Raw genomic sequence first — 24,061 nt, 5'->3', positions numbered from 1 at the left:
TCCATCGACATCACGGCATCGGGAGCACACCATGGGCCTGCACTTCCACCGCAACCCCGACGGCACGACGACCGGGCGCAACGAGGCCAACGGCTTCGCCGTGACGCATGCCGACGAAGAAGAGGTCGAACGGCAGTTGTACGAGGACGCCGGGTGGGAGTACACGCCTCCTCCGCCTCCGGTCCCGTCCGGGTTCCACCGGTTCTCCCTGGTGCACGACGAGTTCCGGGCCTCCGGGTTCGGGGACGAGAGGTATGCGGGGCTGCGGGCGCGTCCGCCGGAGGGGTGTGTGCCGGTCGACTGGGGGTGCTTCGCCCTGGAGTGTGTGCGGCCGGGCAAGACGCTCATGGACGCGGTCGCCGGTACCGTCGCGGAGGTCCGCCAGGAGCACGGGCTGGTGATGAACAGTCTGGGGGTCGAGAAACCCCAGGAATGGTTCGACGCGGACAACAAGGACGGGCACGCGGCGAAGATCGTCGCGCACCTGGTGCTCACGGCCGCTGCCCGCGCCCGGCTGCTCGGGTACGGGCGCAAGGACCTGGTCCGGCTGCTCGACGCCACGGGCATCGAGTAGCCGGAGGGGGAGGCGCGGTGGGTGTGGAGCGCCTCAGGACCGGGCGAGCGGCCCCGGCACGTAGTCCGGATCCACCTGCGCCGCCAAGTCCTCGCCCGTGCGCGCGTCGGCCCAGGCCCGGACGTTGCGCAGATGGAACTCGACCGCGTGGCGGTGGAGGCGGTCCCAGTCGCGGGGACGGGAGTCGACCGCCTCGCGCAGGACGTCGAGGGCGTGGCGGTTGTGCGGCTCCAGCGACGCCAGCTCATCGGGGCCGGAGCCGGCCCGGCCCTGTTCCGCCGCGCGGACCCAGGGGGAGTGGACCAGGTGGGTCAGGAGGTCGTCGCCCACCTGCTCCTTGAGGAAGAGCAGGTCGTCCTCGCAGGTCACCTTGTTGCCGACGACCGCGATGCGGATCCCGAACTGTTCGGCGTGGTCGCGGTACTGGCGATAGACCGAGACACCCTTGCGGGTGGGTTCCGCCACCAGGAACGTGAGGTCGAAGCGGGTGAACAGGCCCGAGGCGAAGGCGTCGGCGCCCGCCGTCATGTCGACCACGACGTACTCGCCGGGGCCGTCCAGCAGGTGGCTCAGATACAGCTCCACCGCCCCCAGCTTGGAGTGGTAGCAGGCCACGCCCAGGTCCGACTCGTCGAACTCACCCGTCACCATGAGGGGCACGCCGCCCGCCCGTCCGACGTGCCGGGCATGCAGTTCGTCGTCGCCGAGCGGGCGCAACAGGCGGGAGCCGCGGCCCGGCGGAGTCGTCTTGATCATCGCCTCGGGGGAGGGGATGCGGCGATTGTCGCCCCGTAGGAACCTCTTGATCTCGGGCACGTGGGTGCCCAGGGGAGGGGCGGACTCCTCCTCGCCGCCGAGCGCCTCGGCCAGGTGCTGGTTGATGTCGCCGTCGATGGCGAGGACCGGTGCGCCGGAGCGCGCCAGGTGGCGGGAGAAGAGCGCGGACAGGGTGGTCTTGCCGCTGCCGCCCTTGCCGACGAACGCGATCCTCACGGCCGCCCCACCGTTTTGAAAATGGATGTCATGTGACTAGGTTTAGGGAGTGCTCCTTGTCGGTGTCAAATCGCCTACTCCGTATGGGATTTGGTGGTGGTCGCGGGGTGGATCACCCGGTTGAGCGGCGTGTTCCGCTTGATGCATATGCTGTGCAAGTGCGTCATCAGAGCATCAAGAGCCGCCTCCATTTCCTCACCGCCCTTGCCCTCGTACCGTGTCTGACCGGCTGCTTCGCCTCCCCCGCCGGGGAGTCGTCGTCGGGCGGCGGGCCGTCGGGGCCGCGGCTGCGCGTCGCCCTCGCCTTCCCGCCCGCCGAGAACTTCTCACCGTACGGAGCCGATGCCACGCTGCTCAGCCGGCTCGGCGTCACCGAAGGGCTGACCGCCCTGGACGCCAACGGCGCCGCGGCCCCCGCGCTCGCCCGCTCCTGGCGCCGGGAGGATGACCGCACCTGGCGCTTCACCCTGCGCGAGGCGACTTTCCAGGACGGCACCGACGTCACCCCCGCCGCCGTGGCCGCCGCGCTCACCCACGCCACGAAGGCCCGGCCCGCACCCACCGCCCTCGCCGGAGTCACCCTCACCGCCGAGCCCGACGGCGAGAACGGCCTCCGCGCCACCACCACCGCGCCCGACCCCGTCCTCCCCATGCGCCTGGCCGGTCCGAGCCTGGCGATCCTCTCCCCGAAGGCGTACGGCAAGAAGGGCGAGGGCCCGGGCGCCCCCACCCCCGTCGGCACCGCCACCGGACCCTTCGAGATCACCAAGGCAGACGGCGGCGGCTCCGCCACGCTCGACCGCTTCGACGACTACTGGGGCGGCCTCGCCCACGCCTCCGGCATCGACGCGCGCTTCGTCAAGGACGGCACCGCACGCGCCAACGCCGTCCGCACCGGCGATGTCGACATAGCCGAGGCGATCCCCGTCGCCCAGGCCGGCACGCTGGACAAGCCCACCCTCCAGGAAGCCGGCACCACCCGGACCACCAGCCTGCAGCTCAACACCCGGTCCGGACCCTTGGGGGACCCGGCGCTGCGCGCCGCCGCCCGCACGGCGATCGACTCCACCGCCCTCGTCAAGGGCGTCTTCGAGGGGTACGCCGACCCGGGCACCGGCGTCTTCGGGCCCGCCGTCACCTGGGTCGAGAGCAAGCGTGTGAAGCCGGCCGGGCGCGCGAAGGCCGCCCGGCCCGACGGTGCGTCGATCACCCTCGCCACCTACGGCAACCGGCCCGAACTCCCCGAGGTCGCCCAGGTCGTGCAACAGCAGCTCCAGAAGGCGGGCTTCACGGTGAAGCTGGAGGTGCGCGAGTACTCACGGCTGGAGCGCGACGCGCTCGCCGGGAAGTTCGACGCGTTCATCGGCGCCCGCAACAGCCTCCTGGACACCGGCGACCCCGTCGGCGTCCTCGGCAGCGACTACACCTGCGACGGCGGCTACAACCTGGCCCGACTGTGCGACAAGAAGGTCGACCGGGCCGTCGCCGAAGCGGTCGGGACCGACGGCACCGGTGAGCGGCAGGATGCCGCCATGGCCGCCGAGGCCGCCATCCTCGGAACGGACGCGGTCGTGCCGCTGGCCCACCAGCGGATCATCGCCGGCGTCTCCACCGACGTCCGGGGCGTTCTGCTCGACCCGTACGAGAGGGCCCTGGTGGGCACCGGAACGCGTCGCTGACAGCCGCTTCAGGCGGGCAGCCTCGTGTCGATCACGCAGCTGATCTCGACGAGCTGTCCGGGGAAGGTCAGTTCGGTGACGCCGAGGGCCGTGCTGACCGGACGGTGGGTGCCGAAGTACGCCCGGTTGCCCTTCGCGACCACCTCGGCGTTCCGCACGAGGTCGACCGCGTACAGCGTCTGGGAGACGATCTGGTTGCGGGTGGCGCCGTAATGGGCCAGGACCTTGTCGAGGTTGACGTAGGTCCGGTCGAGCTGGGCGGCGACGTCGTCCTGGGGGTCGAAGGCGCCCGCCTCGTCGAACGCGAGCTGCCCGGAGACGTGGACCAGGTCACCGGACCTGATCGCCTGGGCGTAGCCGAAGTGGCTCTCGGCCGGAATGCCGTGGTCGTAGACGTCGAGCATGGTCATGGTGCGCGTTCCTTCCGTCGGGCACGGACCGCGGGCAACGGGCCTGTGCTCTCTTGCGGTTACTCGGAAACCGTAGGAGAGTGACCGCCGACCTGGAAGAACGCACTTTTCGGTGACTGGGGAACCAGATGGTGACCAAGCAGTTGAGAGACCTGCCCGAGAACGCGGACCTGCGGCGGGCGGACTCCCTGGCCCGGGAGATCTTCTCCGACGTGGCCAACAAGTGGGCGCTCTTGATCATCGAGGCACTCGGGGAACGCACCCTGCGCTTCAGCGAGTTGCGCGACGAGGTCGAGGGCGTCAGCCACAAGATGCTCACGCAGAACCTGCGGATGCTGGAGCGCAACGGCCTGGTCCACCGGAAGGTGCACCCCACCGTGCCGCCCAAGGTCGAGTACACGCTCACCGAGCCGGGCCGCGCCCTGCGCGCCACCGTCGACGCGATCTGCGGCTGGACCCACCAGTACCTCGGGCACATCGAGGCGGCCCGAGGGCGCTTCGGCACCTGACCGGCGAAGCCGGCCGGACGTCAGCTCGCGACCAGTTCCCGCACCGGACGGGGAGCCGCCTGCTCCGCGACGCGCGAGGTCCGGTACAGCCACAGCACGTCCCGGCCGAACGACCAGACCAGCAGGCCCAGTGCCAGAGCCGCGACCCCGAAGTTGGCCGCGTACGGCAGCAGATCGGCGCCCGCCAGGAGCAGCAGCACACCCTGGAGGGCGGCGACGGTCTTGCGGGCGGTGCTCGCGGGGAGCGCGGCGGTCAGCCAGGGCCACACCTTGGCCGCGGCGACGAAGACGTAGCGCATGCCGCCGATCAGCAGTACCCACGGGCCCAGCTGCATCGACACGTACACGCTCAGCACCAGGATCAGGAACGCGTCGACCTCCATGTCGAAGCGTGCCCCCAGCGGCGTCGCGGTGCCGGTGCGGCGGGCGACCTTGCCGTCGACGCCGTCGAGGATCAGCGCGACCGCCGTCAGCCCGACGAACAGCGACACCGGCGGGGAGCTCTGGAAGGAGTCGGCGACCAGGGCCGTGACCCCGCCGACGAGGGTGGCCCGGCCGAGGGTGACCCGGTTGGCCGCGCCGAACGAGCGCAGCCGCGAGCGGTGCAGGGCCCGGGAGAGCACCGCCCAGGTGGCGATCGCGAACGCGAGGCCGCTCAGCCAGCCCGCCGGCCCCATCCCGATCGCCGTGCCGATCAGGGCCAGCAGCAGGACCTGCACACCCGCCCCCAGGGCGGTCTCCTGCTGTACGAGCCTCGCGTCGTAAGTGTTGTTCAGGGCCACCGAACGTCCTCCGGCCGTGTGACAGAGTCGATCAACGCCGCTACGTTGTGCGCGGCCTGTGCACCCCTCGGTACGCAAGCAGCTTCCCGATCGTTCAGGAGGACTTCGATGAAGCACACCGGACGGGCGTTCTGGATCGACTCGCCTGGGCGAGGCGGCATCCGGGACGTCACCCTGCCGGCACCCGGCGAGGACGAGGTGCTGGTCCGCACGCTGTTCTCCGGCGTGAGCCGCGGCACCGAGACGCTCGTCTTCCGCGGCGGCGTGCCCGTCAGCCAGCACACGGCCATGCGCGCGCCGTTCCAGGAAGGCGACTTCCCCGGCCCCGTGAAGTACGGCTACCTCAACGTCGGCGTGGTGGAGGAGGGGCCCGAGGCGCTGAAGGGCCGCACCGTGTTCTGCCTCTACCCGCACCAGACGCGCTACGTCGTCCCGGCCACCGCGGTCACCCCCGTCCCCGACACCGTGCCCGCCGAACGGGCCGTGCTCGCCGGGACCGTGGAGACCGCCGTCAACGCCCTGTGGGACGCCGCGCCCCTGGTCGGCGACCGGATCGCCGTGGTCGGCGGCGGCATGGTCGGCTGCTCGGTCGCCGCCCTCCTCGCCCGGTTCCCCGGTGTCCGCGTCCAGCTGGTCGACGCCGACCCGTCCCGCGCGAAGATCGCCGAGGCGCTCGGCGTGGGCTTCGCCACCCCCGAGGACGCCGACGGCGACCGCGACCTGGTCGTGCACGCCAGCGCCACGGAACAGGGCCTCGCCCGCTCCCTGGAACTCCTCACCGCCGAGGGAACCGTCCTCGAACTCAGCTGGTACGGCGACCGGCAGGTCAGCCTCCCGCTCGGCGAGGCCTTCCACTCCCGGCGCCTCGTCATCCGCAGCAGCCAGGTCGGCACCGTCTCCCCGGCCCGCCCGAACCGCACCTACGCCGACCGGCTCGCCGTCGCCCTGGACCTGCTCGCCGATCCCGCGCTCGACGCCCTCATCACCGGCGAATCCCCCTTCGAGGACCTGCCGGACGTGCTGCCCCGGCTCGTCTCCGGCGAGGTCCCCGCGCTGTGCCACCGGGTCCGTTACGACGAGAGCGATTGACGCATCGACCGGCGATTCGTTCCATCCGTGACGACTTCGCCACGGCAAGAGCGCCTGACCTGAGAAAAGACGTACGGAAGGCTGAACAGGGGAAGGCAACCAGCCGTACTACCCGGCATCCCCGGCACCCGAGAGCGGGGAGCAGACGCGCCGCACCTGGAGGGTCGTCCGTTGTTCAGCATCACCGTCCGCGATCACATCATGATCGCCCACAGCTTCCGTGGCGACGTCTTCGGACCCGCGCAGCGCTTGCACGGGGCCACGTTCCTCGTGGACGCCACGTTCCGGCGCGAGCAGCTGGACGAGGACAACATCGTCGTCGACATCGGGCTGGCCACCCAGGAACTCGGCGCGGTCGTCAGCGAGCTGAACTACCGCAATCTCGACAACGAGCCCGACTTCGCGGGGGTCAACACCTCCACCGAGTTCCTCGCCAAGGTCATCGCCGACCGGCTTGCCGAGCGCATCCACAAGGGGGCGCTGGGCGAGGGCGCCAAGGGCATCGCGGGTCTCACCGTCACGCTGCACGAGTCGCACATCGCCTGGGCGAGTTACGAGCGTGCGCTGTGACCGACACGACGATCGAACGGCCCGGGCAGCCCGGACCGGCGCCGGCGCGGCTGAATTATGTTCCCGTGCAGCATGCTTCCCTGAAGAACGCCGAGATCATCCCCATGTCCCTGCGCACCGTGCACTTCGTGCTGCCGGGCGGCGTCGACGACCCGACGGCACCGAGCGGCGGCAACGCCTACGACCGGCGCGTATGCCTGGATCTGCCCGGCTTCGGCTGGCAGGCGACCAAGCACGCCGTGGCCGGCGACTGGCCCCGGCCGGGAGCCGACGCCCGCGCGGAACTGGCCGGCGCCCTGGCCGCGTTGCCCGACGGGGCCGTCGTACTCCTCGACGGGCTGGTGGCCTGCGGTGTGCCGGAGATCGTGGTGCCCGAGGCGGAACGGCTGCGCATGGCCGTCCTCGTCCATCTCCCACTCGGCGACGAGACGGGGCTCGACCCGGCGGTGGCAGCCGAGCTGGACGCCAAGGAGCGGGCGGTGCTGCGGGCGGTGCCGGCGGTGATCGCCACCAGCGACTGGGCCGTCCGCCGCCTGGTCGCCCACCACGGCCTTCCCCCCGAGCGCGTCCATGTCGCCGCCCCCGGCGCCGACATCGCGCCGCTCGCGCCCGGCACCGACGGGGTGTCCCGCCTGCTGTGTGTGGCCGCCGTGACCCCTCGCAAGGGCCAGCACCGGCTGGTGGAGGCGCTGGCCGCGGTGAGCGACCTGCCGTGGAGCTGCGTGTGCGTCGGGAGTCTGACCCAGGACCCGGAGTACGTGGCCCATCTGCGGTCACTCATCGAGCAGCACGGTCTTCAGGACCGGCTGGAGCTGGCCGGGCCGAAGTCCGGCCCCGCCCTGGACGCGGCCTACGCCACCGCCGACCTGATGGTCCTCACCTCCTACGCCGAGACGTACGGCATGGCCGTGACCGAGGCCCTGGCCCGGGGCGTCCCGGTGATGGCCACGGACGTCGGCGGACTCCCCGAGGCGGTCGGACGCGCACCCGACGGCGGGGTGCCCGGCATCCTCGTCCCGCCGGAGAACCCCGCCGCCATCGCCGCCGAACTGCGCGGCTGGTTCGGCGAGGCGGACGTACGACGCCGCCTGAAGGCCGCCGCCCGCAGCCGCCGCGCCGCCCTCGGCGGCTGGGCGACGACCGCACAGAGCCTGGCGGCGGTGCTGCGCCGGCTTCCGACCGAACCCCGGAGGGCCGCATGACGAACCCGGCGACGACGACCCAGCAGGGCGGGGCGATTCCGGCACAGCCCGGCCCCAGGGAGGCCACGGGCGTGACGGACGGCGCGATGCCGGGCACGAAGCCCGCGGCGGGTGTTCACGGAGTGGTTTCCGGCGGACAGCCCGGGCGCATCGGCGGCGAGTCCGGGGCGCTGCCGACCGAGAACGCCGCGATCCCCGGTCTCGGCTCCAGCGTGGCGTTCGGTCCGGGGCACGTCCCCGGAGCCGTCATCCCCGGTGCCGGCCCCAGTGGCAAGCCCGGCTCGCGGCCGACCGTCAAGCTGCGTGAGGCCGGCCCGGACGATCCGCCCCGATACGCGCCGGAGTGGCTGGAGCTGCGGGAGCCGGCCGATGCGTCCGCGCGGGCGCACGACCTGCTCGACCCGCTGCGGATCCGGCTCGCCAACCTGCCCGGCAAGTCGGGCGTCGTCATCCACGACCTGGGCTGCGGCACCGGCTCGATGGGCCGCTGGCTCGCGCCCCGCCTGGACGGCGCCCAGCACTGGATCCTGCACGACCGCGACCCCTACCTGCTGCACTTCGCCGCGGTGTCCTCGCCGCGCTCGGCCGCCGACGGCAGCCGGGTCTCGGTGGAGACGCGCCGCGGTGACGTCGCCCGCCTCACCCCGGACGCCTTGCAGGGCGCGTCGCTGGTGACCGCGTCCGCGCTGCTGGACGTCCTCACCCGCGAGGAGATCGACACCTTCGCCGCCGCGTGCGCCGGGGCCGGCTGCCCCGCCCTGCTGACGCTGTCCGTCGCCGGGCGGGTCGAACTGACCCCGTCCCACCCGCTGGACGCGGAACTCGTCCAGGCGTTCAACGACCACCAGCGCCGCGACGGCCTGCTCGGCCCGGACGCGGTCACGGCGGCGGCCGAGGCCTTCTCCGAGCACGGCGCGACCGTACGACTGCACCCGAGCCCCTGGCGGCTGGGCCCCGAGCAGGCCGCGCTCACCGAGCAGTGGCTGCGCGGCTGGGTCGGCGCCGCCGTCGAGGAGCGCCCCGAGCTGCGGGCCGAGGCCGACGTCTACCTGACCAACCGGGTGGCGGCCCTCGCCGCGGGCGAGTTGCGCGTCACCGTCCACCACGTCGACCTCCTGGCCCTGTCCCGCCCGGCGGGCGGAGCGTCATGAGCCCCCAGGCGACGGGTACGCGCCCGCGCACCACGCTCGCGGAGATCCCCCGGGTGCCCGCCGCAGGCGGTGCCCGGGTGCCCGCGGCATCCGGTGCGGCGGTCACGGCCGGGGCCGACGCGGTCGAGCCGCGCCCGGCCGCGGGCGACAGGAGCGAGCCCGCCGCCCCCGGCCCGGCCGGCCCCGGCCGGACCGCCGAAGCCCCGTCACCGGGCACCGGCACGGCCGGCACCGGTCTGGAGGACGCGCGTCTGGAGGGCGTCGCCCCCAACGGCACGGGTCTGGAGGGCCTTTCCCTCACCGGCACGGGTCTGGAGGGGGTCGCCCCGACCGGCACGGGTCTGGAGGGCACCGCCCCCCACGTCACCGATCCCGCCGGCACTCGCCCCGACCGCGCACGCACGCCATCGCCCGGCCCGATCCGTTCGGCCCTGGCCCGCCTCGGCTCCCCGAAGGTCCGTACCCACCTCGGCACCGTCGCCGGAATCGTCATCCTGGGCGTGCTGTTCTGGCGGCTCGGCACCGGCGTCTTCGTGGACGGGCTGCGGCGGATCGACGGGATGTCGCTGCTGCTCGCCCTCGGCATCGGCCTCGTCACCACCGTGTGCAGCGCGTGGCGGTGGGCGATCGTGGCCCGGGGGCTCAGGATCCGGCTGCCGTTCGGGCCCGCCGTCGCGGACTACTACCGCGCGCTGTTCCTGAACGCGGCCCTCCCCGGCGGCGTCCTCGGTGATGTGCACCGGGCCGTGCGGCACGGGCAGAGCGAGGGGGACGTGCGGCGGGGCGTGAAGGCCGTCGTCCTCGAACGGGCCGCCGGGCAGATCGCGTTGTTCGCCGTGGGGGCCGTCGTCCTGCTGACCATGCCGTCCCCGGTGCTGGCCGAGTCCCGGCACGTCGCCCTGCTCGCGGCCCTGGCCGTCCTCGGGGCGCTCGCCGTCGTCCTCGCCCTGCGCATGAACCGCACGGCGCCCTCCCGGCGTGGCCGCAAGCTGCGCGCGCTCCTCGCCGAAACCCGCCACGGGCTGCTGTCGCGAGAGAACGGGCCCGGAGTGGTTGTCTCCTCCGTGGTGGTGCTGGCAGGTTACGTCGCGATGTTCGTACTCGCCGCCCGTGTCGCCGGGACCGCCGCCTCCGTGGCCGTCCTGCTGCCCCTCGCCGTACTCGCCCTGCTGGCGATGGGCCTGCCGCTCAACGTCGGCGGCTGGGGACCGCGGGAGGGCGTCACCGCCTGGGCGTTCGGCGCCGCGGGCCTGGGCGCCGGCCGGGGGCTGGCCGTCGCGGTCGTCTACGGGGTGCTCAGCCTCGTGGCCAGCCTGCCCGGCCTGATCGTGCTCGTCGCCCGCTGGTACGCGGGCCTGCGGGCCGGGACCGGGGCCACCGCTCAGGCCCCGGCACCCGCCCCCGCGCCGCGAGGTGACTACGCGTCGGAGGTCAGCATCGAGAAATACGCCCCGAAGGAATCCGCGAGGCTCGCCAGGAGTTCCTTCCCTTTTTCCGCCGAACCCAGCGAAGGACGGCCGATGACACCGGAATCGGTATAGCCGGACATGCCGAGGGTGAGCAGATGACGCCGGTCGTCAGCGACGAAATCGGAAGTCTCATAACCGGGACGGAGCATTTCGGGATGAGCGTGCAGAAGGATGGAGGTCTCAATTTCCCCCGCATGCATGTCGGTGAGCAGCGAGGTGACCACACCCGCCCGCCCGCGCGCCGCCTCCCAGTCCTCCGCGGCCGGGAAGAGCGCCATCCGCTCACCGCGGGCGGAGGACTCCTGAACCACGTTGCCCAGTACGTAGTTGCCGCCGTGCCCGTTGACCACCACCAGGGCGTCGATGCCGGACCGGCGCAGCGAAGCAGCAATGTCCCGTACCACCGCATGAAGGGTCACCGAGGAGATGCTTACGGTCCCCGGCCAGGCCGCGTGCTCGTGCGAGCACGAGATCGTCACCGGAGGAAGGAGGTGCACCGGGTACGCGCCGGCTATCTCCCGCGCGACGGCACAGGCGACGAGCGTGTCGGTCGCCAGCGGGAGGTACGCGCCGTGCTGCTCGAAGCTCCCCACGGGAAGCACCGCGACCTGCCGTGAGACACCGGCGCCCCGCGTCCGTACGTCTTCCGTGGTGTCCGCCGGCACCAGATCACTCATAACGTCACGGCCTTTCGTCTCTGCTTAGGAACTCGAGAATCATGACAGAAAAAGTTGGCGTACTCGGCAAGAAGTCGACGCAGCGGACCGGCGTGGAACGCGTCGTGAATGCCCCCCTGCCCACCGTGTACGGGAAATTCCAGGCGGTCGGTTACCTGGACCATGACCGCGGTGACGAACAGGTGGCCCTGGTCTACGGGGAGATCGGCACGGACGACGTCCTCATCCGGCTGCACTCGGAGTGCCTGACCGGCGACGCCTTCGGCTCCCAGCACTGTGAGTGCGGTGACCAGCTCGACGCCGCCCTGCGTGCGGTCGTCGCCGAGGGCGCAGGTGTCGTGGTCTATCTCAGAGGGCATGAAGGCCGCGGCATCGGCCTGCTCGCCAAGCTGCGTGCGATGGCCCTGCAGGCGGAGGGCCTGGACACCGTCGAGGCCAACCTCGCCCTCGGTCTGCCGGTCGACGCCCGCGACTACGGCGTGGCGGCCCGGATACTCGACGACCTGGGCGTGCGTTCCGTACGGCTGATGTCCAACAACCCGCGCAAGCGCGAGGCGCTGGTGGACCACGGCATCACCGTCGCCGAGACGGTGCCGCTGCTGATCCCGCCGTGCGAGAACAACATCACCTATCTGCGCACCAAGCGGGAACGCCTCGACCACCACCTGCCCCACCTGGACGCGGTGGTCAGCTCCTCCTGACCGCTCGGCCGGTTCCGGTTCCGGTTCCCGACGTGACCTGGGCGAATCCGTACGCGACCCGAAGGCGGGCCGCGTACGCTTCGTGGACGTCCGCACCTTGAGCGCCGGCCCTCGGCGGTCGGCGCCTCACGCCGGAGGCCCACCAGGTATGACCGAGCTCCATCTGTGGCTGCGCCACGAGGCCCGCACGACCGAGCGACGCACTCCGATCGTTCCCGACGACGCCCGGCGGCTCGTCGGGAACGGAGTGGAACTGACCGTCGAGGAGTCCCCGCAGCGGGTCTTCCCGATCGAGGAGTACCAGGCGGCCGGCTGCCGCGTCGCCCCCGCCGGCTCCTGGGTGACGGCGCCCCGCGACGCCGTCGTGCTCGGCCTGAAGGAACTGCCCGCAGAACCCGCCGAGCTGACGCACCGGCACATCTCCTTCGGCCACGCCTACAAGGGCCAGGCGGGAGCGGCGGAGCTGCTGGGCCGGTTCGCCGCCGGGGGCGGGGCGCTGTTCGACCTGGAGTACCTGGTGGACGACACCGGACGGCGCCTGGCCGCCTTCGGTTTCTGGGCCGGTTACCTGGGCGCGGCCCTTGCCGTGCTCCGGCACCGGGGCCGGCTGCGGGCGCCCCTGACGCCGACCACCAAGGAAGACCTGGACGAGACGCTGAAGCCCGCCTCCGACGACGACGCCGGGTTCACCGGCCTCGTCGTCGGCGCCCTGGGCCGAAGCGGCCGCGGCGCCCGCGCGGCCTTCGCCACCGCCGGTGTCGACCCCACCTGCTGGGACCTCGCCGAGACACGGGACCTGGACCGCCCCGCCCTGCTGCGCCACGACGTGATGGTGAACGCGGTGCTCGCCACCACCCCCGTCCCGCCCTTCCTGCGCGAGCAGGACCTCGACACCCCGGACCGCCGGCTGCGCACCCTGTGCGACGTGACCTGCGACGTCGGTTCCCCGCTCAACGTGCTTCCGGTGTACGACGACACCACCTCGTGGGACGAGCCCGTACGGCGGCTGCGCGAGGAACCCCCGCTCGACCTCATCGCCATCGACAACCTGCCCTCCCTGCTGCCGCTGGAGTCCAGCGCCGACTTCTCGGCCGCCCTCCTGCCCCAGCTGCTCGACTTCGGCGTCTCCGGACCCTGGGGGCGCTGCCTGGACCGGTTCCGTGACGCCTCCCGCGCCCACGGCCTCGACAAGGGGGAGTCCCTTTGAGCACGGAACCGGTGGCGGCGAGCGGCACCGTCCACTGGATCGGCGCCGGCCTGTCCACGGGCAGCGGTCTCGCTGCGCTGTGCGACACGGCCGAGCGGGTCCGGCTCTGGCACCGCACCGAGAGCCGGGCCGCCGACGCCCTCGGCCGGCTGGGCCTCACCGGGCGGGCCGAGCCCCGCGCGTACACGCTGCCCGCGCTCGTCGCCGAACTCGCGCCGGGCGATGTCGTCGTGTCGATGCTGCCCGCCCCCGAGCATGCCCCGCTCCTCGCGGAGTGCGTACAGCGTGGGGCGCACTTCGCGTGCTCCAGCTATGTGTCGGACGCGGTGCTGGAGCAGGTGCCCGCGGCCGGGAAGGCCGGGCTCGTCGTCCTCACCGAGGCCGGGCTCGATCCGGGCATCGACCACCTCTTCGCCCACGCCCTGGTCGCCCGGGCCCGGGAGGCCATCGGCGACGAGACTCCCGCCTCGTACACCCTCACCTCGTACTGCGGCGGAGTCCCCGCCGTCCCGAACGACTTCACGTACCGCTTCAGCTGGGCACCCGCGGGAGTCCTCAACGCCCTGCGCTCCCCGGCCCGTTACATCGAGGACGGTGCGCCGACGGTCGCCGAGCGGCCCTGGGAGGCGACCCGGCGGCACGTCGTCGACGGGGAGACCTTCGAGGTCTACCCCAACCGCGACAGCGTTCCGTTCGTCGAGCAGTACGGGCTGCCGGGCGCCTGGACACCGCGGACGTTCGTGCGCGGCACCCTGCGGCTGGAGGGCTGGCTGCGCGCCTGGGACGGGGTCTTCGAAGAGCTCAGGACCGGCGACGACGACCGTATCGCCGCCCTGGCCCGGGAACTGGCCGCCGCCCACCCGACCACGGACGACGACCACGACCGGGTCGTCCTCGCCGTGTCGCTGGAAGTGCGGGCCGAGTCCGGGCGGACCTGGGCGGGCGGCTACCTGCTGGACCTGGTGGGCGACGCGGAGGAGAGCGCGATGGCCCGCTGCGTCTCGCGGACCCTCGCCCTCGGGGTCCGTCACATCCTGGACGGTTCCCTGCCGCCGGGCCTGAACCGCGCCGCCGGGACGGCCGCCCGGTCCGAGCACTGGCTGCGGGAACTCGCCCGGGACGGAGTGGAGTTCACACTCCGCGTCGACCGGTAGCGGGCGTCAGTCCGACAGGGCCTCGTGGACCATCCGCTTGAGGTCCTTGAAGACCGAGTGGGAGGTTCTGGGCCGTACCTGTGTCATGAACTGCACCGTCAGATCGCGGCCAGGGTCGACCCAGAACGTCGTCGTGGCCACCCCGCTCCAGCCGAAGGCGCCGAGCCCGGACGGCACCAGGGTGCGAGCCGGATCGATCACCACGGAGCAGTTGAAGCCGAAGCCGAGCCCCTCGTTGCCGGGCTCGTCGTGGGCGGGGCGGCTGCCGAAGGCCCGCAGGTCGGCTCCGCCGGGCAGGTGGTTACGGGTCATCAGGTCCACGGTCGCCGGGGCGAGCAGCCGCACGCCGTCGAGTTCGCCCCGGCGGCGCAGCATCTCCATGAAGCGGTGGTAGTCGTGGGCCGAGCACACCATGCCGCCGCTGCCCGACAGGAACCGTGGCCGGCCGCGCAGCGGCAGCCCCGGGATCGGTTCGATGCCGCCGCCCTCCTTCTCCCCGTACATCTCGGAGAGCCGCGGCGCCTGCGCGTCCGTGACGTGGAAGCCCGCGTCCGTCATGCCGAGCGGCCCGAAGATCCGCTCGGCGCAGAACACGTCGAGCGGCTGCCCGGACACGACCTCGATGATCCGGCCCAGGACGTTGGCGGCCACCGAGTAGTTCCACTCGGTGCCCGGTTCGAACTGCAGCGGCAGGCTCGCGTACACCTCGACGGTCTCGGCCAGGTCCGCACCCGGCGGCACCGATGACTCCAGGCCGGCCTCGCGGTACAGGGCGTCGACCGGGTGGGCGTGGTAGAAGCCGAAGGTCAGGCCCGAGGTGTGGGTCATCAGGTGCCGGACACGTATGGGGCCGTCGGCCGGGCGGGTCTCGAGGTCCGCCCCGGAGCCGCCGACGTAGACCCGGGGTTCGGCGAACGCGGGCAGGTGTCCGGCGACCGGGTCGTCCAGGGACAGCAGGCCCTCCTCCACGAGCAGCAGCGCGGCGACCGCGGTGACCGGCTTCGTCATGGAGTAGACCCGCCACAGGGTGTCGGGCTCGACCGGGAGCCCGGCCGCGATGTCGCGCCGGCCGTGTGTCGCGAGGTGGGCGACGCGCCCGGCCCGGGCGACGGAGACCAGGAAGCCGGGCAGACGCCCCTCGTCCACCAGCCGGGCGAAGTGCCGGTCCAGACGGGCCAGCACCTGCGGATCCAGCCCGGCCTCACCCGGATCGACCTCTTGTCGCAGCTGTGCCATGGCTCGTCTCCCGTCGCGCTCGTCGAGGTGAGATCCGGCATACCCCGCCCGGGCCGCCTCAGACCCCATCGGGGTGCAGGAACGGTTCATGATCGCGCAGGAACCGGTGAGAGAGAGCCCTGGGGCCCGGGACGCAGGGCCGATGGCCGATGGTCCGGTGGGAGCCGGTTCCCTAGGCTCGGGTCGTCGCCCAGGCCGGGACGCCAGGAGAAGAGGTCACGATGCCCGTGAACGGTCGCAGTCACATCCGTATCGCCCGTCCGTCGAAGGACCTGGCGGCGGCCGAGCGGTTCTGGGTGACAGGACTCGGGCTCGGAGTGCTGTGGCGGGCCGAGGGCGGGGACGAACCGGGGGAGCACGACCTGCTGATGCTCGGCTGGCCCGACGCCGACTGGCACCTGGAGTTCGTGCACGAGCCCGCCCGGCCGGTCGAGCCCCGCCCCACGAAGGAGGACCTGCTGGTCGTCTACGTCGACGGCCCCGTCCCCGGCGACCTGGTCGCCCGCCTGGAGGAGCACGGCGGCAAGAGGGTCACGTCCCCCAACCCGTACTGGAACGAGTGGGGGGTCACCGTGGAGGACCCGGACGGCTACCGCCTGGTCCTGTGCCGCCGGGCCTGGTCCAACAGCTGACGGCGGCGCACGACGAGCGTCAGGCCGTCACCTTCTCCGGCCGCACGGCCCCGGGCCCGGTGCGTTCGCCCAGCATCTCCGTCGGAACCCGGTGGGTCTCCCGGGCCGACACCGCCGCGATCACCGGCGGCACGCACAACGCCGCCGTGAACAGCGCCACCGCCGACCAGTCGTCACCCCCCGGTCCCGCGATCTGCGCCGCGAACGTCACCGCGAACCCGGCCGCCGCGAAACCGATCTGCGTGCCGATGGCCACGCCGGACAACCGGACCCGGGTCGCGAACATCTCGCCGTAGAACGCGGGCCACACACCGTTCGCCGCGCTGTAGACGACGCCGAAGCAGAAGATGCCCGTCAGGAACGTCAGCGGGTAGGAGCCGGTGGAGACCGCCCACAGGTAGAGGAACATCGTCACCGCGCTGCCGGCCGCGCCGATCAGGAACACCGGGCGGCGCCCGATCCGGTCGGACAGCGTCGCCCACAGCGGGATCGCTGCGAGCGCGACGACATTGGCCAGGGCGCCCACCCACAGCACGGCCGTACGCGACATGCCGACCGCGTCGCTCGTGGCGTACGCCAGCGCCCACACCGTGAAGATCGTGCTGACCGAGGCGATCAGCGCGCCCGCGATCACCCGCAGCACATCCGCCCAGTGCTCGCGGAGCAGGATCACCAGGGGCAGCTTGACCACACCCTCCTCGGCGGCCTGCTGGGCGAAGGCAGGCGTCTCGTCCAGCTTGCGGCGGATGACCCAGCCGACGACGGCGACCCCGACGCTCAGCCAGAACGGCAGTCGCCAGCCCCACGACAGCAACTGGTCCTCGGGCAGCGCGGCGACCGGGATGAAGACCAGCGTGGCCAGCAGCTGACCGCCCTGGGTGCCGCTGAGGGTGAAGCTGGTGAAGAAGCCGCGCCGGTCCGGCGGCGCGTGCTCCAGCGTCATGGAGTTGGCGCTGGCCTGCTCGCCCGCAGCCGAGATGCCCTGCAGCACCCGGCACAGCACCAGCAGGACCGGGGCGAGAGAGCCGACCTGGTCCCGGGTCGGCAGACAGCCGATGAGGAACGTCGACAGGCCCATCAGCATCAGCGTGAAGACCATGATCTTCTTACGGCCGAGCTTGTCCCCGAAGTGCCCGAGCACCAGCGCGCCGACCGGGCGCGCGGCGTACGCGACGCCGAACGTGGCCAGCGACAGCAGGGTCGCGGTCGCCGGGTCGGAATCGTCGAAGAACACCTCGGGGAAGATCAGCGCGGCGGCGCTGCCGTAGATGAAGAAGTCGTAGTACTCCAGGGCGCTGCCGATCCAGGCGGCGGTGGCGGCCTTCCTGGGCTGACCGGGCGGGGCGGCGGATCCTGAGGGCACGGCGGGGACGGACACGGCGGCTCCTTCGGGGGGCTCCACACCAAAGCGGAGCGGGGCGACGGACGAGCAGAGGGGACGTGCCGGATCGCGGCTAATTAACGCACTGGGTAGTTAGTAGGGGATGGCCAGAGATGCTGCGCCCGCGTGCCACCCATGTCAAGAGGTGGTGCGTGGGGGGTTCAGTGCGCCGAGCGCTCCGCCGTCAGGTACGCGATCACCATGTCGCCCAGCATCGCCCGGTAGTGCGCGCGCTGCGCGCCGTCGAGCAGGTCGCGTCCGAACAGCGCGCCGAAGGTGTGCCGGTTGGAGACCCGGAAGAAGCAGAAGGAGGAAATCATCGCGTGCAGGTCGACGGCGTCGACGTCGGCCGTGAACAGGCCGGAGTCCTGGCCCGACGCCAGGATCCGGCGGATCACGTCCAGGGCGGGGGAGCCGATCTTCCCGAGCTTCTCGGAGCCGGCGATGTGCTGCGCCTCGTGGATGTTCTCGATGCTGACCAGCCGGATGAAGTCCGGGTGCTGCTCGTGGTGGTCGAAGGTGAGCTCGGCCAGGCGCCGGATCGCCGCCACCGGGTCCAGGTGGTCGACGTCGAGTTCCTGCTCGGCCTCCCGGATCACGCCGTACGCGCGCTCCAGGACGGCCGTGAACAGCTGTTCCTTGCCGCCGAAGTAGTAGTAGATCATCCGCTTGGTGGTGCGGGTGCGGGCGGCGATCTCGTCCACCCGGGCGCCGTCGTAGCCGGCCCGGGCGAACTCCTGGGTGGCGACGTCGAGGATCTCGGCCTGGGTACGGGCGGCGTCACGGATGCGCTCGCCGGATCGTGCCGGTTCTTCGACGCTGGTCATCAGGTTCCTTCGGGCGGAGGGTCCGGTGCCGGTGATTCTAGAAGCAGGGGCCCGTCCGCCCGTGGGGTCTTCCCGAGCCCGCGCTCGGCTGATATAGCTAACGTACTAGTTCGTACATTAGTGAGCCGCTCGGGAGGCGCGCGTGCCCAAGGAGTCGTATCTCGTCGGACTGATCGGTTCCGGCATCGGTCCGTCACTCAGCCCGGCGCTGCACGAGCGGGAGGCCGGCCGGCAGGGCCTGCGCCTGGTGTACCGGCTGATCGACATCGACACCCTCGGGGTGCCGCCCGAGGCGGTCGGGGACCTGGTGCGGGCCGCCCGCGACCTGGGCTTCGACGGGCTCAACATCACGCACCCCTGCAAGCAACTCGTCATGGAGCACCTGGACGCGCTCGCCCCGCAGGCCGAGGCGCTGGGCGCGGTCAACACCGTCGTCTTCGAGGACGGACGCGCGGTCGGCCACAACACGGACGTCACCGGATTCGTCGCCTCGTTCGCGCGCGGGTTGCCCGACGTGCCGCTGGAGCGGGTCGTGCAGCTGGGCGCCGGCGGCGCGGGGGCCGCCGTCGCCCACGCCGCGCTCACCCTCGGCGCCGGGCGGGTCACCGTCGTCGACGCCCTGCCCGAGCGGGCCGAGGCACTGGCCGGCTCCCTGAACCGGACCTTCGGAGAGGGCCGGGCCACCGCCGCCGCCCCGGACCGGCAGGCCGGGCTGCTCGCCCGGGCCGACGGCATCGTGCACGCCACCCCCACCGGCATGGCCGCCCACCCCGGCCTGCCGCTGCCCGCCGAGCTGCTCCACTCCGGGCTGTGGGTGGCCGAGGTGGTCTACCGCCCGCTGGAGACCGAGCTGCTGCGGACCGCCCGCGCCCTGGGCTGCGCCACTCTCGACGGCGGCGGCATGGCCGCCTTCCAGGCCGCCGACGCGTTCCGCCTGTTCACCGGCCGGGAACCCGACGCGGCGCGGATGCTCGCGGACCTGACCGAACTGGCCGGGGCCGTCGGAGCTCCGAACTAGAGAGAGGTACCGACGTGCGTACGTCCATCGCCACCGTCTCCCTCAGCGGCTCCCTCACCGGGAAACTCGACGCCGCCGCCCGGGCCGGCTTCGACGGGGTGGAGATCTTCGAGAACGACCTGCTGGCCTGCCCCCTCACCCCCGAGGACATCCGTGCCCGGTGCGCCGACCTGGGCCTGCGCATCGACCTCTACCAGCCGATGCGGGACATCGAGGCCGTTCCCGAGGCGGAGTTCGCCCGGAACCTGCGGCGGGCCCGGCACAAGTTCGAGCTGATGCGCCGGCTCGGCGCCGACACGGTTCTCGTCTGCTCCAGCGTCTCCCCGCAGGCGGTGGACGACGACGCCCTCGCCGCCGAGCAGCTGAGCCGGCTCGCCGACCTGGCGGCGGAGTCCGGTGTCCGGGTCGCCTACGAGGCGCTCGCATGGGGCCGGCACGTCAGTACGTACGACCATGCCTGGCGCATCGTCGAGACGGCCGGTCATCCGGCGCTCGGCACCTGTCTGGACAGCTTCCACATCCTCTCGCGCGGCACGGACCCCAAGTGGATCGAGGACATCCCCGGCGAGAAGATCTTCTTCCTCCAGCTCGCCGACGCCCCGCTGCTGGCCATGGACGTCCTGCAGTGGAGCCGCCACTACCGCTGCTTCCCCGGCCAGGGCGGCTTCGACGTCGCCGGACTGGTGCGTCACGTGCTGGCCGCCGGCTACGACGGCCCGCTCTCCCTGGAGGTCTTCAACGACGTCTTCCGGCAGGCCGACGCCGGTCCGACCGCCGTCGACGCCCGGCGCTCCCTGCTCGTCCTCCAGGAGACGGTGGGCAAGGCACCCCTGCCCGACCCCGTCGTCCCCACCGGCGTCGCCTTCGCCGAGCTGGTCACACCCGACACCGAACCCCTCGCCGCGCTGCTCGGCGCCCTGGGCTTCACCCGCACCGCCCGCCATCGCGGCAAGCCCGTCGCCCTGTGGGAGCAGGGCGAGGCCCGGATCCTGGTCAACACCGGGACGGCCGTCCGCCGCGACGGCACCCGGCTCGCCGCGATCGGGCTGGAGTCACCGGATCCGGCCGGAGCCGCCCGGCGGGCCGAGGCCCTGCTCGCGCCCGTGCTGCCGCGCCGCCGCGCACCGCAGGACGTCCCGCTGGACGCGGTCGCCGCCCCCGACGGCACGGAGCTGTTCTTCTGCGCCACCGGCCGCCCGGAACTGCCCGACTGGCGGGCCGACTTCGAGAACACGGGCGTGGCCCCGGCGCAGGCCGGCATCCGGGGCATCGACCACCTCGCCCTCACCCAGCCCTGGCACCACTTCGACGAGGCGGCCCTCTTCCACCGGGGCGTGCTCGGCCTGCACGCCCAGGAGAGCGTGGACGTGGCCGACCCCTACGGTCTGATGCGCAGCCGCGCCGTGACGAACGCCGACGGCAGCGTCCGGATCGCCCTCACCGTCGGCGCCGCGCCCACGGACGACACCGTCCACGCCCAGCACATCGCCCTGGCCGCCGACGACGTGGTCGCCGCGGCCCGCAGGTTCCGCGAGGCGGGCGGCAGCCTGCTGCCGGTGCCCGCGAACTACTTCGACGACCTCGCGGCCCGCTTCGATTTCGCGGACGGCGAGCTGGAGACCTACCGCGACCTCGGCATCCTCTACGACCGCGACGACCACGGTGTCTTCCGCCACTGCTACACCCGCACCGTCGGCCGGGTCTTCTTCGAACTGGTCCAGCGCGACGGCGGCTACCGGGGCTACGGCGCGGCCAACACCCCGGTGCGGCTGGCCGCGCAGCACACGGCACGGGCGCTCACTGGCGGCTGACGGTCCGGGTGATGCCGGTGACGACGGTGGTGGCGAGGATCCAGCCCGTGAGCACCAGGGCGTAGGAGAGCCACTGGTAGCCGTCGGTGGGGGCGAACGCCGCCTCCTGCCCGAAGGAGATCACCGGCAGCAGCAGGTCGAGGGTGTAGAACACCGGGTTGAACTGCGGTGCCTCGTCCGCCTTCAGCGGCGCGGGGTGGTGCAGCGTGTAGGCGAGGGAGCCGATCACCAGCAGTGACGCCAGCCAGCCCGCGGCCCGCAGGGGGCGGAAGCCGTAGCCGACGGTGGCGTCCTGCACATGGCCCCAGAGCCGGCCGTACCAGGGCAGGGTGCCGCGGCGGCGGCGCTGCTTGGCGAGCTGGACGAGGCGGGCCGCGGGGTCGTCGCCGATCCTGCGGTAGGCGGCGGTCAACTGCTCGTAGGCGTGCGGGACATAGCCCTCGCCGTCGCGCTCCAGCATCGCCAGGCGTCGCTCGGCGGGCTCGTGCGGGGTGAGGGAGGTGTAGACGAGGCTGTTGAGCAGGACCTCGCCCGGGACCGTCTCCGGCTCCAGGAAGAGCACGTCCACCTGGGCGCGCCGCAGATTGAGGGTGCCCTCCATGGGAGGGCCCTTGCGCACCCAGAGTTCTCCGATGGTGCAGCTGCTGGCCCGCAGCGCCGCGTCACCCGGGTTCGCCAGCCGCGCGTGCGACAGGTCGAGCCGGCCGGCGATCCGGGCGCCGCGCAGGCCGATCCAGCCCAGCACGTCCGCTTCGCGCAGCAGGGCGTCGCCCTGCACCGTCAGCGTCTCCGCGTCCAGGGCGACCTCGCCCGTACCGGCGTGCAACCGCGCCCCGTTGAGGTCGATCGAGCCGGCGACCGAGGCGCCCGTCAGCCGCACCTCGCCGCGCGTGCGCAGGCCCGGCGCCGACAGGCCGTCCCCGACGGTCACATGGTTGAGCTGGAGTGCCGGCTGACCGGTCGGCGGCTCGTCGATCTCGGCCCCGTCCATGAACAGCGCGCCGGAGATCTGCGCCCCGCCGAGCCGCACGGGCCCGTCGAAGAGACAGTCCGACATGCGCAGGACGCCGTCCACACGCAGGGTGGCCGCGTCCACACCGAGCAGGGCCGAGCCGCGCAGATTCAGCTGGCGCAGCCGCGCCGCGTACAGCACGGGCACGTTCTCGAAGAAGCAGTCGCTGAGGCGCACGGCGTGGTCGATGTCGGCGTACTGGAGGTTCAGCACCCCGGTGATGCGCGCGCCGGCCAGTCGGAGGGCGGCGGTCTCCCCGTCCTCCTGTGGTGCGCTCAGCAGCAGGGCCCGCACCACGGCCGCCCGCACCGTCCGCTCGGGCCCCCAGTGCGCGCCCCGTGCCGGGTCCTCGTCGGCCGGACCCCGGAAGTCCACGTCCTGCCCGCGCGGGAAGGCGCGCCACACCCGCTCCTCGGCGGGTGTCATGTCGTCGATCTCCATCAGCGGGGACTCTGACGCGCCCGGCCGGAGGCTGTCAACTCACCTCCGGCCGGGGCTCGTTACGCCCTGGAGTTCCACTCCGCGATCACGGGCCGGCCGTGCTCGGTCGACAGTCGGCTGACCGTGCCGGTCTCCAGCCGGAACAACTGCCCCCGCGCCGGGGGCAGCCCCAGCCGGCGGGCCGTCAGGACGCGGAGGAAGTGGCCGTGCGCCACCAGCATCACATCGCCCTCGGGCAGCGACTTCTCCGCCCGGGCCAGCACCCGGTCGGCGCGTTCTCCGACCTCCTCGGGGGACTCGCCGGGCTCGCCGTCGGGGCCGGGCGGCCCGCCGTCGGTCCACAGGTCCCAGTCGGGGCGGGTGCGGTGTATCTCCTCGGTGGTGACGCCCTCGTAGGCGCCGTAGCGCCATTCGTGCAGGTCCGCGTCCCGCACTGCCCCCGTCAGGCCCGCGAGTTCGGCGGTGCGCACCGCGCGGCCGAGCGGGCTGGTGAGGACCAGTGCGAAGGAGCGGCCCGCGAGGAGCGGGGCGAGCGAGGCGGCCTGCTCCTCACCGTGCGCGGTGAGGGGCAGGTCGGTGAAGCTGGTGTGCTGTCCGCTCCGGCTCCACTCCGTCTCGCCGTGGCGGACCAGCAGCAGATCACCCACGTCCTACGCCTTCTTCGCGGACTCGACGGCGTGGCCGCCGAACTGGTTGCGCAGCGCCGCGATCATCTTCATCTGCGGCGAGTCGTCCTGCCGGGAGGCGAACCGGGAGTAGAGGGAGGCGGTGATCGCGGGCAGCGGTACGGAGTTGTCGATCGCGGCCTCCACCGTCCAGCGTCCCTCACCGGAGTCCTGGGCGTAGCCCCGGAGCTCCTCCAGGTGCTCGTCCTCGTCCAGGGCGTCCACCGCCAGGTCGAGCAGCCAGGAGCGGATGACGGTGCCGTCCTGCCAGGAGCGGAACACCTCGCGGACGTTGTCCACCGAGTCCACGGCCTCCAGCAGCTCCCAGCCCTCGGCGTAGGCCTGCATCATCGCGTACTCGATGCCGTTGTGGACCATCTTCGCGAAGTGCCCGGCGCCCACCTTGCCCGCGTGGACGAAGCCGTACGGGCCCTCCGGCTTGAGCGCCTCGAAGATCGGCCGCAGCCGGTCGACGTACTCCTTCTCGCCGCCGACCATCAGGGCGTAGCCGTTCTTCAGGCCCCACACGCCGCCGGAGACGCCGGCGTCGACGAAGCCGATGCCGCGCTTGCTCAGCTCCTCGGCGTGCTTCTCGTCGTCCGTCCAGCGCGAGTTGCCGCCGTCGACCACCGTGTCGTACGGCTTGAGGAGGTCCGCCAGACGGTCGATGACGTGCTGGGTGGGGTCGCCGGCCGGGACCATGACCCAGACCGTGCGCGGCGCCTCCAACTGGTTGACGAGGTCGGCCAGGCTGGCGACGTCGGACTTCTCGGGGTCGGTGTCGTAGCCGATGACGGTGTGGCCGGCGTTGCGCAGGCGCTCGCGCATGTTGCCGCCCATCTTGCCGAGACCCACAAGACCGATCTGCATG

General features: G+C 72.5%; 23 protein-coding genes and 1 pseudogene. 14 read left to right on the top strand and 10 right to left on the bottom strand.

Annotation, left to right across the window (positions count from 1 at the left end; all coding sequences use genetic code 11):
* Positions 1 to 31 precede the first annotated feature (31 nt).
* Positions 32 to 574 (top strand): hypothetical protein, encoded by a 543-nt coding sequence (locus BJ965_RS05695; protein ID WP_184907667.1) that lies wholly within the window; start codon positions 32 to 34, stop codon positions 572 to 574.
* Positions 575 to 607: 33 nt separating this feature from the next.
* Here BJ965_RS05695 and BJ965_RS05690 read toward each other — a convergent pair whose 3' ends face one another.
* Positions 608 to 1,567, bottom strand: coding sequence for an ATP-binding protein (locus BJ965_RS05690; protein WP_184907666.1), 960 nt, complete (start codon positions 1,565 to 1,567; stop codon positions 608 to 610).
* Positions 1,568 to 1,719: 152 nt separating this feature from the next.
* Here BJ965_RS05690 and BJ965_RS05685 point away from each other — a divergent pair, with 152 nt between their 5' ends.
* Positions 1,720 to 3,246, top strand: a complete 1,527-nt coding sequence (locus BJ965_RS05685) for an ABC transporter substrate-binding protein (RefSeq protein WP_313666726.1) — start codon at positions 1,720 to 1,722, stop codon at positions 3,244 to 3,246.
* Positions 3,247 to 3,254: 8 nt separating this feature from the next.
* On the opposite strand, the gene BJ965_RS05680 is transcribed toward BJ965_RS05685, so the two are convergent.
* Entirely contained in the window at positions 3,255 to 3,656 is a 402-nt protein-coding gene (locus BJ965_RS05680) for a Rid family hydrolase (protein ID WP_184907664.1), read from the bottom strand.
* Between the two features lie 128 nt (positions 3,657 to 3,784).
* Between BJ965_RS05680 and BJ965_RS05675 the strand changes: the two genes are divergently transcribed.
* Positions 3,785 to 4,165, top strand: coding sequence for a winged helix-turn-helix transcriptional regulator (locus BJ965_RS05675; protein ID WP_030843509.1), 381 nt, complete (start codon positions 3,785 to 3,787; stop codon positions 4,163 to 4,165).
* A 20-nt stretch (positions 4,166 to 4,185) separates the two neighbouring features.
* Here BJ965_RS05675 and BJ965_RS05670 read toward each other — a convergent pair whose 3' ends face one another.
* Positions 4,186 to 4,947 carry a CDP-alcohol phosphatidyltransferase family protein gene (locus BJ965_RS05670; protein WP_184907663.1) on the bottom strand — a complete coding sequence of 254 codons (762 nt, stop codon included), beginning with the start codon at positions 4,945 to 4,947 and terminating at the stop codon, positions 4,186 to 4,188.
* Between the two features lie 108 nt (positions 4,948 to 5,055).
* On the opposite strand from BJ965_RS05670, the gene BJ965_RS05665 reads away from it, so the two are divergent.
* The 5 genes and pseudogenes from BJ965_RS05665 to BJ965_RS39145 form a co-directional block, all read left to right on the top strand.
* Positions 5,056 to 6,036 (top strand): zinc-dependent alcohol dehydrogenase, encoded by a 981-nt coding sequence (locus BJ965_RS05665; RefSeq protein ID WP_184907662.1) that lies wholly within the window; start codon positions 5,056 to 5,058, stop codon positions 6,034 to 6,036.
* Positions 6,037 to 6,207: 171 nt separating this feature from the next.
* Complete coding sequence (locus BJ965_RS05660; RefSeq protein WP_030843501.1) at positions 6,208 to 6,606, top strand: 6-pyruvoyl trahydropterin synthase family protein; 399 nt, start codon at positions 6,208 to 6,210, stop codon at positions 6,604 to 6,606.
* On the top strand, positions 6,603 to 7,808 hold the full coding sequence (locus BJ965_RS05655) for a glycosyltransferase family 4 protein (protein WP_184907661.1): 1,206 nt from the start codon (positions 6,603 to 6,605) through the stop codon (positions 7,806 to 7,808). Before BJ965_RS05660 ends, BJ965_RS05655 begins: the two co-directional genes overlap by 4 nt.
* Positions 7,805 to 8,959 carry a class I SAM-dependent methyltransferase gene (locus tag BJ965_RS05650; RefSeq protein WP_184907660.1) on the top strand — a complete coding sequence of 385 codons (1,155 nt, stop codon included), beginning with the start codon at positions 7,805 to 7,807 and terminating at the stop codon, positions 8,957 to 8,959. Before BJ965_RS05655 ends, BJ965_RS05650 begins: the two co-directional genes overlap by 4 nt.
* A pseudogene (locus tag BJ965_RS39145) lies at positions 8,956 to 10,221 on the top strand (lysylphosphatidylglycerol synthase domain-containing protein); the annotation flags it as partial. The gene BJ965_RS05650 and the pseudogene BJ965_RS39145, both read left to right, overlap by 4 nt.
* 155 nt (positions 10,222 to 10,376) lie before the next feature.
* Here the strand turns inward: BJ965_RS39145 and BJ965_RS05645 are convergent.
* Complete coding sequence (locus BJ965_RS05645; RefSeq protein ID WP_184907659.1) at positions 10,377 to 11,105, bottom strand: creatininase family protein; 729 nt, start codon at positions 11,103 to 11,105, stop codon at positions 10,377 to 10,379.
* A 41-nt stretch (positions 11,106 to 11,146) separates the two neighbouring features.
* On the opposite strand from BJ965_RS05645, the gene ribA reads away from it, so the two are divergent.
* From ribA to BJ965_RS05630, 3 genes are all read left to right on the top strand, one after another.
* Positions 11,147 to 11,806, top strand: a complete 660-nt coding sequence (ribA, locus tag BJ965_RS05640) for a GTP cyclohydrolase II (RefSeq protein WP_184907658.1) — start codon at positions 11,147 to 11,149, stop codon at positions 11,804 to 11,806.
* 148 nt (positions 11,807 to 11,954) lie between these two features.
* Positions 11,955 to 13,013 (top strand): saccharopine dehydrogenase, encoded by a 1,059-nt coding sequence (locus tag BJ965_RS05635; protein WP_184907656.1) that lies wholly within the window; start codon positions 11,955 to 11,957, stop codon positions 13,011 to 13,013.
* On the top strand, positions 13,010 to 14,167 hold the full coding sequence (locus tag BJ965_RS05630) for a saccharopine dehydrogenase family protein (RefSeq protein WP_184907655.1): 1,158 nt from the start codon (positions 13,010 to 13,012) through the stop codon (positions 14,165 to 14,167). The genes BJ965_RS05635 and BJ965_RS05630 overlap by 4 nt, the downstream gene beginning before the upstream one ends.
* Before the next feature lie 6 nt (positions 14,168 to 14,173).
* On the opposite strand, the gene BJ965_RS05625 is transcribed toward BJ965_RS05630, so the two are convergent.
* Positions 14,174 to 15,403 carry a serine hydrolase domain-containing protein gene (locus tag BJ965_RS05625; RefSeq protein WP_184907654.1) on the bottom strand — a complete coding sequence of 410 codons (1,230 nt, stop codon included), beginning with the start codon at positions 15,401 to 15,403 and terminating at the stop codon, positions 14,174 to 14,176.
* A gap of 221 nt (positions 15,404 to 15,624) precedes the next feature.
* Between BJ965_RS05625 and BJ965_RS05620 the strand changes: the two genes are divergently transcribed.
* Entirely contained in the window at positions 15,625 to 16,035 is a 411-nt protein-coding gene (locus BJ965_RS05620) for a VOC family protein (protein ID WP_184907653.1), read from the top strand.
* 19 nt (positions 16,036 to 16,054) lie between these two features.
* Here BJ965_RS05620 and BJ965_RS05615 read toward each other — a convergent pair whose 3' ends face one another.
* Together BJ965_RS05615 and BJ965_RS05610 are read right to left on the bottom strand one after the other, a co-directional pair.
* The gene (locus tag BJ965_RS05615; RefSeq protein WP_184907652.1) at positions 16,055 to 17,413 is read right to left on the bottom strand and encodes an MFS transporter; all 1,359 of its coding nucleotides are present in this window, start codon (positions 17,411 to 17,413) and stop codon (positions 16,055 to 16,057) included.
* A 164-nt stretch (positions 17,414 to 17,577) separates the two neighbouring features.
* Positions 17,578 to 18,243, bottom strand: coding sequence for a TetR/AcrR family transcriptional regulator (locus BJ965_RS05610; RefSeq protein ID WP_184907651.1), 666 nt, complete (start codon positions 18,241 to 18,243; stop codon positions 17,578 to 17,580).
* Between the two features lie 142 nt (positions 18,244 to 18,385).
* Between BJ965_RS05610 and BJ965_RS05605 the strand changes: the two genes are divergently transcribed.
* Together BJ965_RS05605 and BJ965_RS05600 are read left to right on the top strand one after the other, a co-directional pair.
* A complete protein-coding gene (locus BJ965_RS05605) occupies positions 18,386 to 19,261 on the top strand; it encodes a shikimate dehydrogenase (protein ID WP_184907650.1) in 876 nt (291 codons plus the stop codon).
* 14 nt (positions 19,262 to 19,275) lie between these two features.
* Positions 19,276 to 21,072 (top strand): bifunctional sugar phosphate isomerase/epimerase/4-hydroxyphenylpyruvate dioxygenase family protein, encoded by a 1,797-nt coding sequence (locus BJ965_RS05600; protein ID WP_184907649.1) that lies wholly within the window; start codon positions 19,276 to 19,278, stop codon positions 21,070 to 21,072.
* Here BJ965_RS05600 and BJ965_RS05595 read toward each other — a convergent pair.
* From BJ965_RS05595 to gnd, 3 genes are read right to left on the bottom strand one after another with little or no spacing between them, the layout of a single operon-like run.
* Positions 21,059 to 22,525: a membrane-associated oxidoreductase gene (locus BJ965_RS05595; protein WP_184907648.1), complete on the bottom strand. Its 1,467-nt coding sequence runs from the start codon at positions 22,523 to 22,525 to the stop codon at positions 21,059 to 21,061. The two genes, BJ965_RS05600 and BJ965_RS05595, sit on opposite strands and share 14 nt — an antisense overlap.
* A gap of 59 nt (positions 22,526 to 22,584) precedes the next feature.
* Positions 22,585 to 23,172 (bottom strand): histidine phosphatase family protein, encoded by a 588-nt coding sequence (locus BJ965_RS05590; RefSeq protein ID WP_184907647.1) that lies wholly within the window; start codon positions 23,170 to 23,172, stop codon positions 22,585 to 22,587.
* A 3-nt stretch (positions 23,173 to 23,175) separates the two neighbouring features.
* A complete protein-coding gene (gnd, locus tag BJ965_RS05585) occupies positions 23,176 to 24,060 on the bottom strand; it encodes a phosphogluconate dehydrogenase (NAD(+)-dependent, decarboxylating) (RefSeq protein ID WP_184907646.1) in 885 nt (294 codons plus the stop codon).
* Position 24,061: the final 1 nt, after the last annotated feature.

Source organism: Streptomyces luteogriseus, assembly GCF_014205055.1.
Lineage (GTDB): Bacteria > Actinomycetota > Actinomycetes > Streptomycetales > Streptomycetaceae > Streptomyces > Streptomyces luteogriseus.
The sequence above is the reverse complement of the archived record's forward strand: the minus strand, read 5'-3'. Positions and strand labels throughout refer to the sequence as shown.

Excerpts from the sequence above, each read along its gene's own strand:
- BJ965_RS05695 (WP_184907667.1), top strand. The coding sequence starts at position 32 with ATGGGCCTGCACTTCCACCGCAACCCCGACGGCACGACGACCGGGCGC.
- BJ965_RS05680 (WP_184907664.1), bottom strand. The coding sequence starts at position 3,656 with ATGACCATGCTCGACGTCTACGACCACGGCATTCCGGCCGAGAGCCAC.
- BJ965_RS05675 (WP_030843509.1), top strand. The coding sequence starts at position 3,785 with ATGGTGACCAAGCAGTTGAGAGACCTGCCCGAGAACGCGGACCTGCGG.
- BJ965_RS05665 (WP_184907662.1), top strand. The coding sequence starts at position 5,056 with ATGAAGCACACCGGACGGGCGTTCTGGATCGACTCGCCTGGGCGAGGC.
- BJ965_RS05650 (WP_184907660.1), top strand. The coding sequence starts at position 7,805 with ATGACGAACCCGGCGACGACGACCCAGCAGGGCGGGGCGATTCCGGCA.
- BJ965_RS05645 (WP_184907659.1), bottom strand. The coding sequence starts at position 11,105 with ATGAGTGATCTGGTGCCGGCGGACACCACGGAAGACGTACGGACGCGG.
- ribA (WP_184907658.1), top strand. The coding sequence starts at position 11,147 with ATGACAGAAAAAGTTGGCGTACTCGGCAAGAAGTCGACGCAGCGGACC.
- BJ965_RS05635 (WP_184907656.1), top strand. The coding sequence starts at position 11,955 with ATGACCGAGCTCCATCTGTGGCTGCGCCACGAGGCCCGCACGACCGAG.
- BJ965_RS05625 (WP_184907654.1), bottom strand. The coding sequence starts at position 15,403 with ATGGCACAGCTGCGACAAGAGGTCGATCCGGGTGAGGCCGGGCTGGAT.
- BJ965_RS05620 (WP_184907653.1), top strand. The coding sequence starts at position 15,625 with ATGCCCGTGAACGGTCGCAGTCACATCCGTATCGCCCGTCCGTCGAAG.
- BJ965_RS05610 (WP_184907651.1), bottom strand. The coding sequence starts at position 18,243 with ATGACCAGCGTCGAAGAACCGGCACGATCCGGCGAGCGCATCCGTGAC.
- BJ965_RS05595 (WP_184907648.1), bottom strand. The coding sequence starts at position 22,525 with ATGGAGATCGACGACATGACACCCGCCGAGGAGCGGGTGTGGCGCGCC.
- gnd (WP_184907646.1), bottom strand. The coding sequence starts at position 24,060 with ATGCAGATCGGTCTTGTGGGTCTCGGCAAGATGGGCGGCAACATGCGC.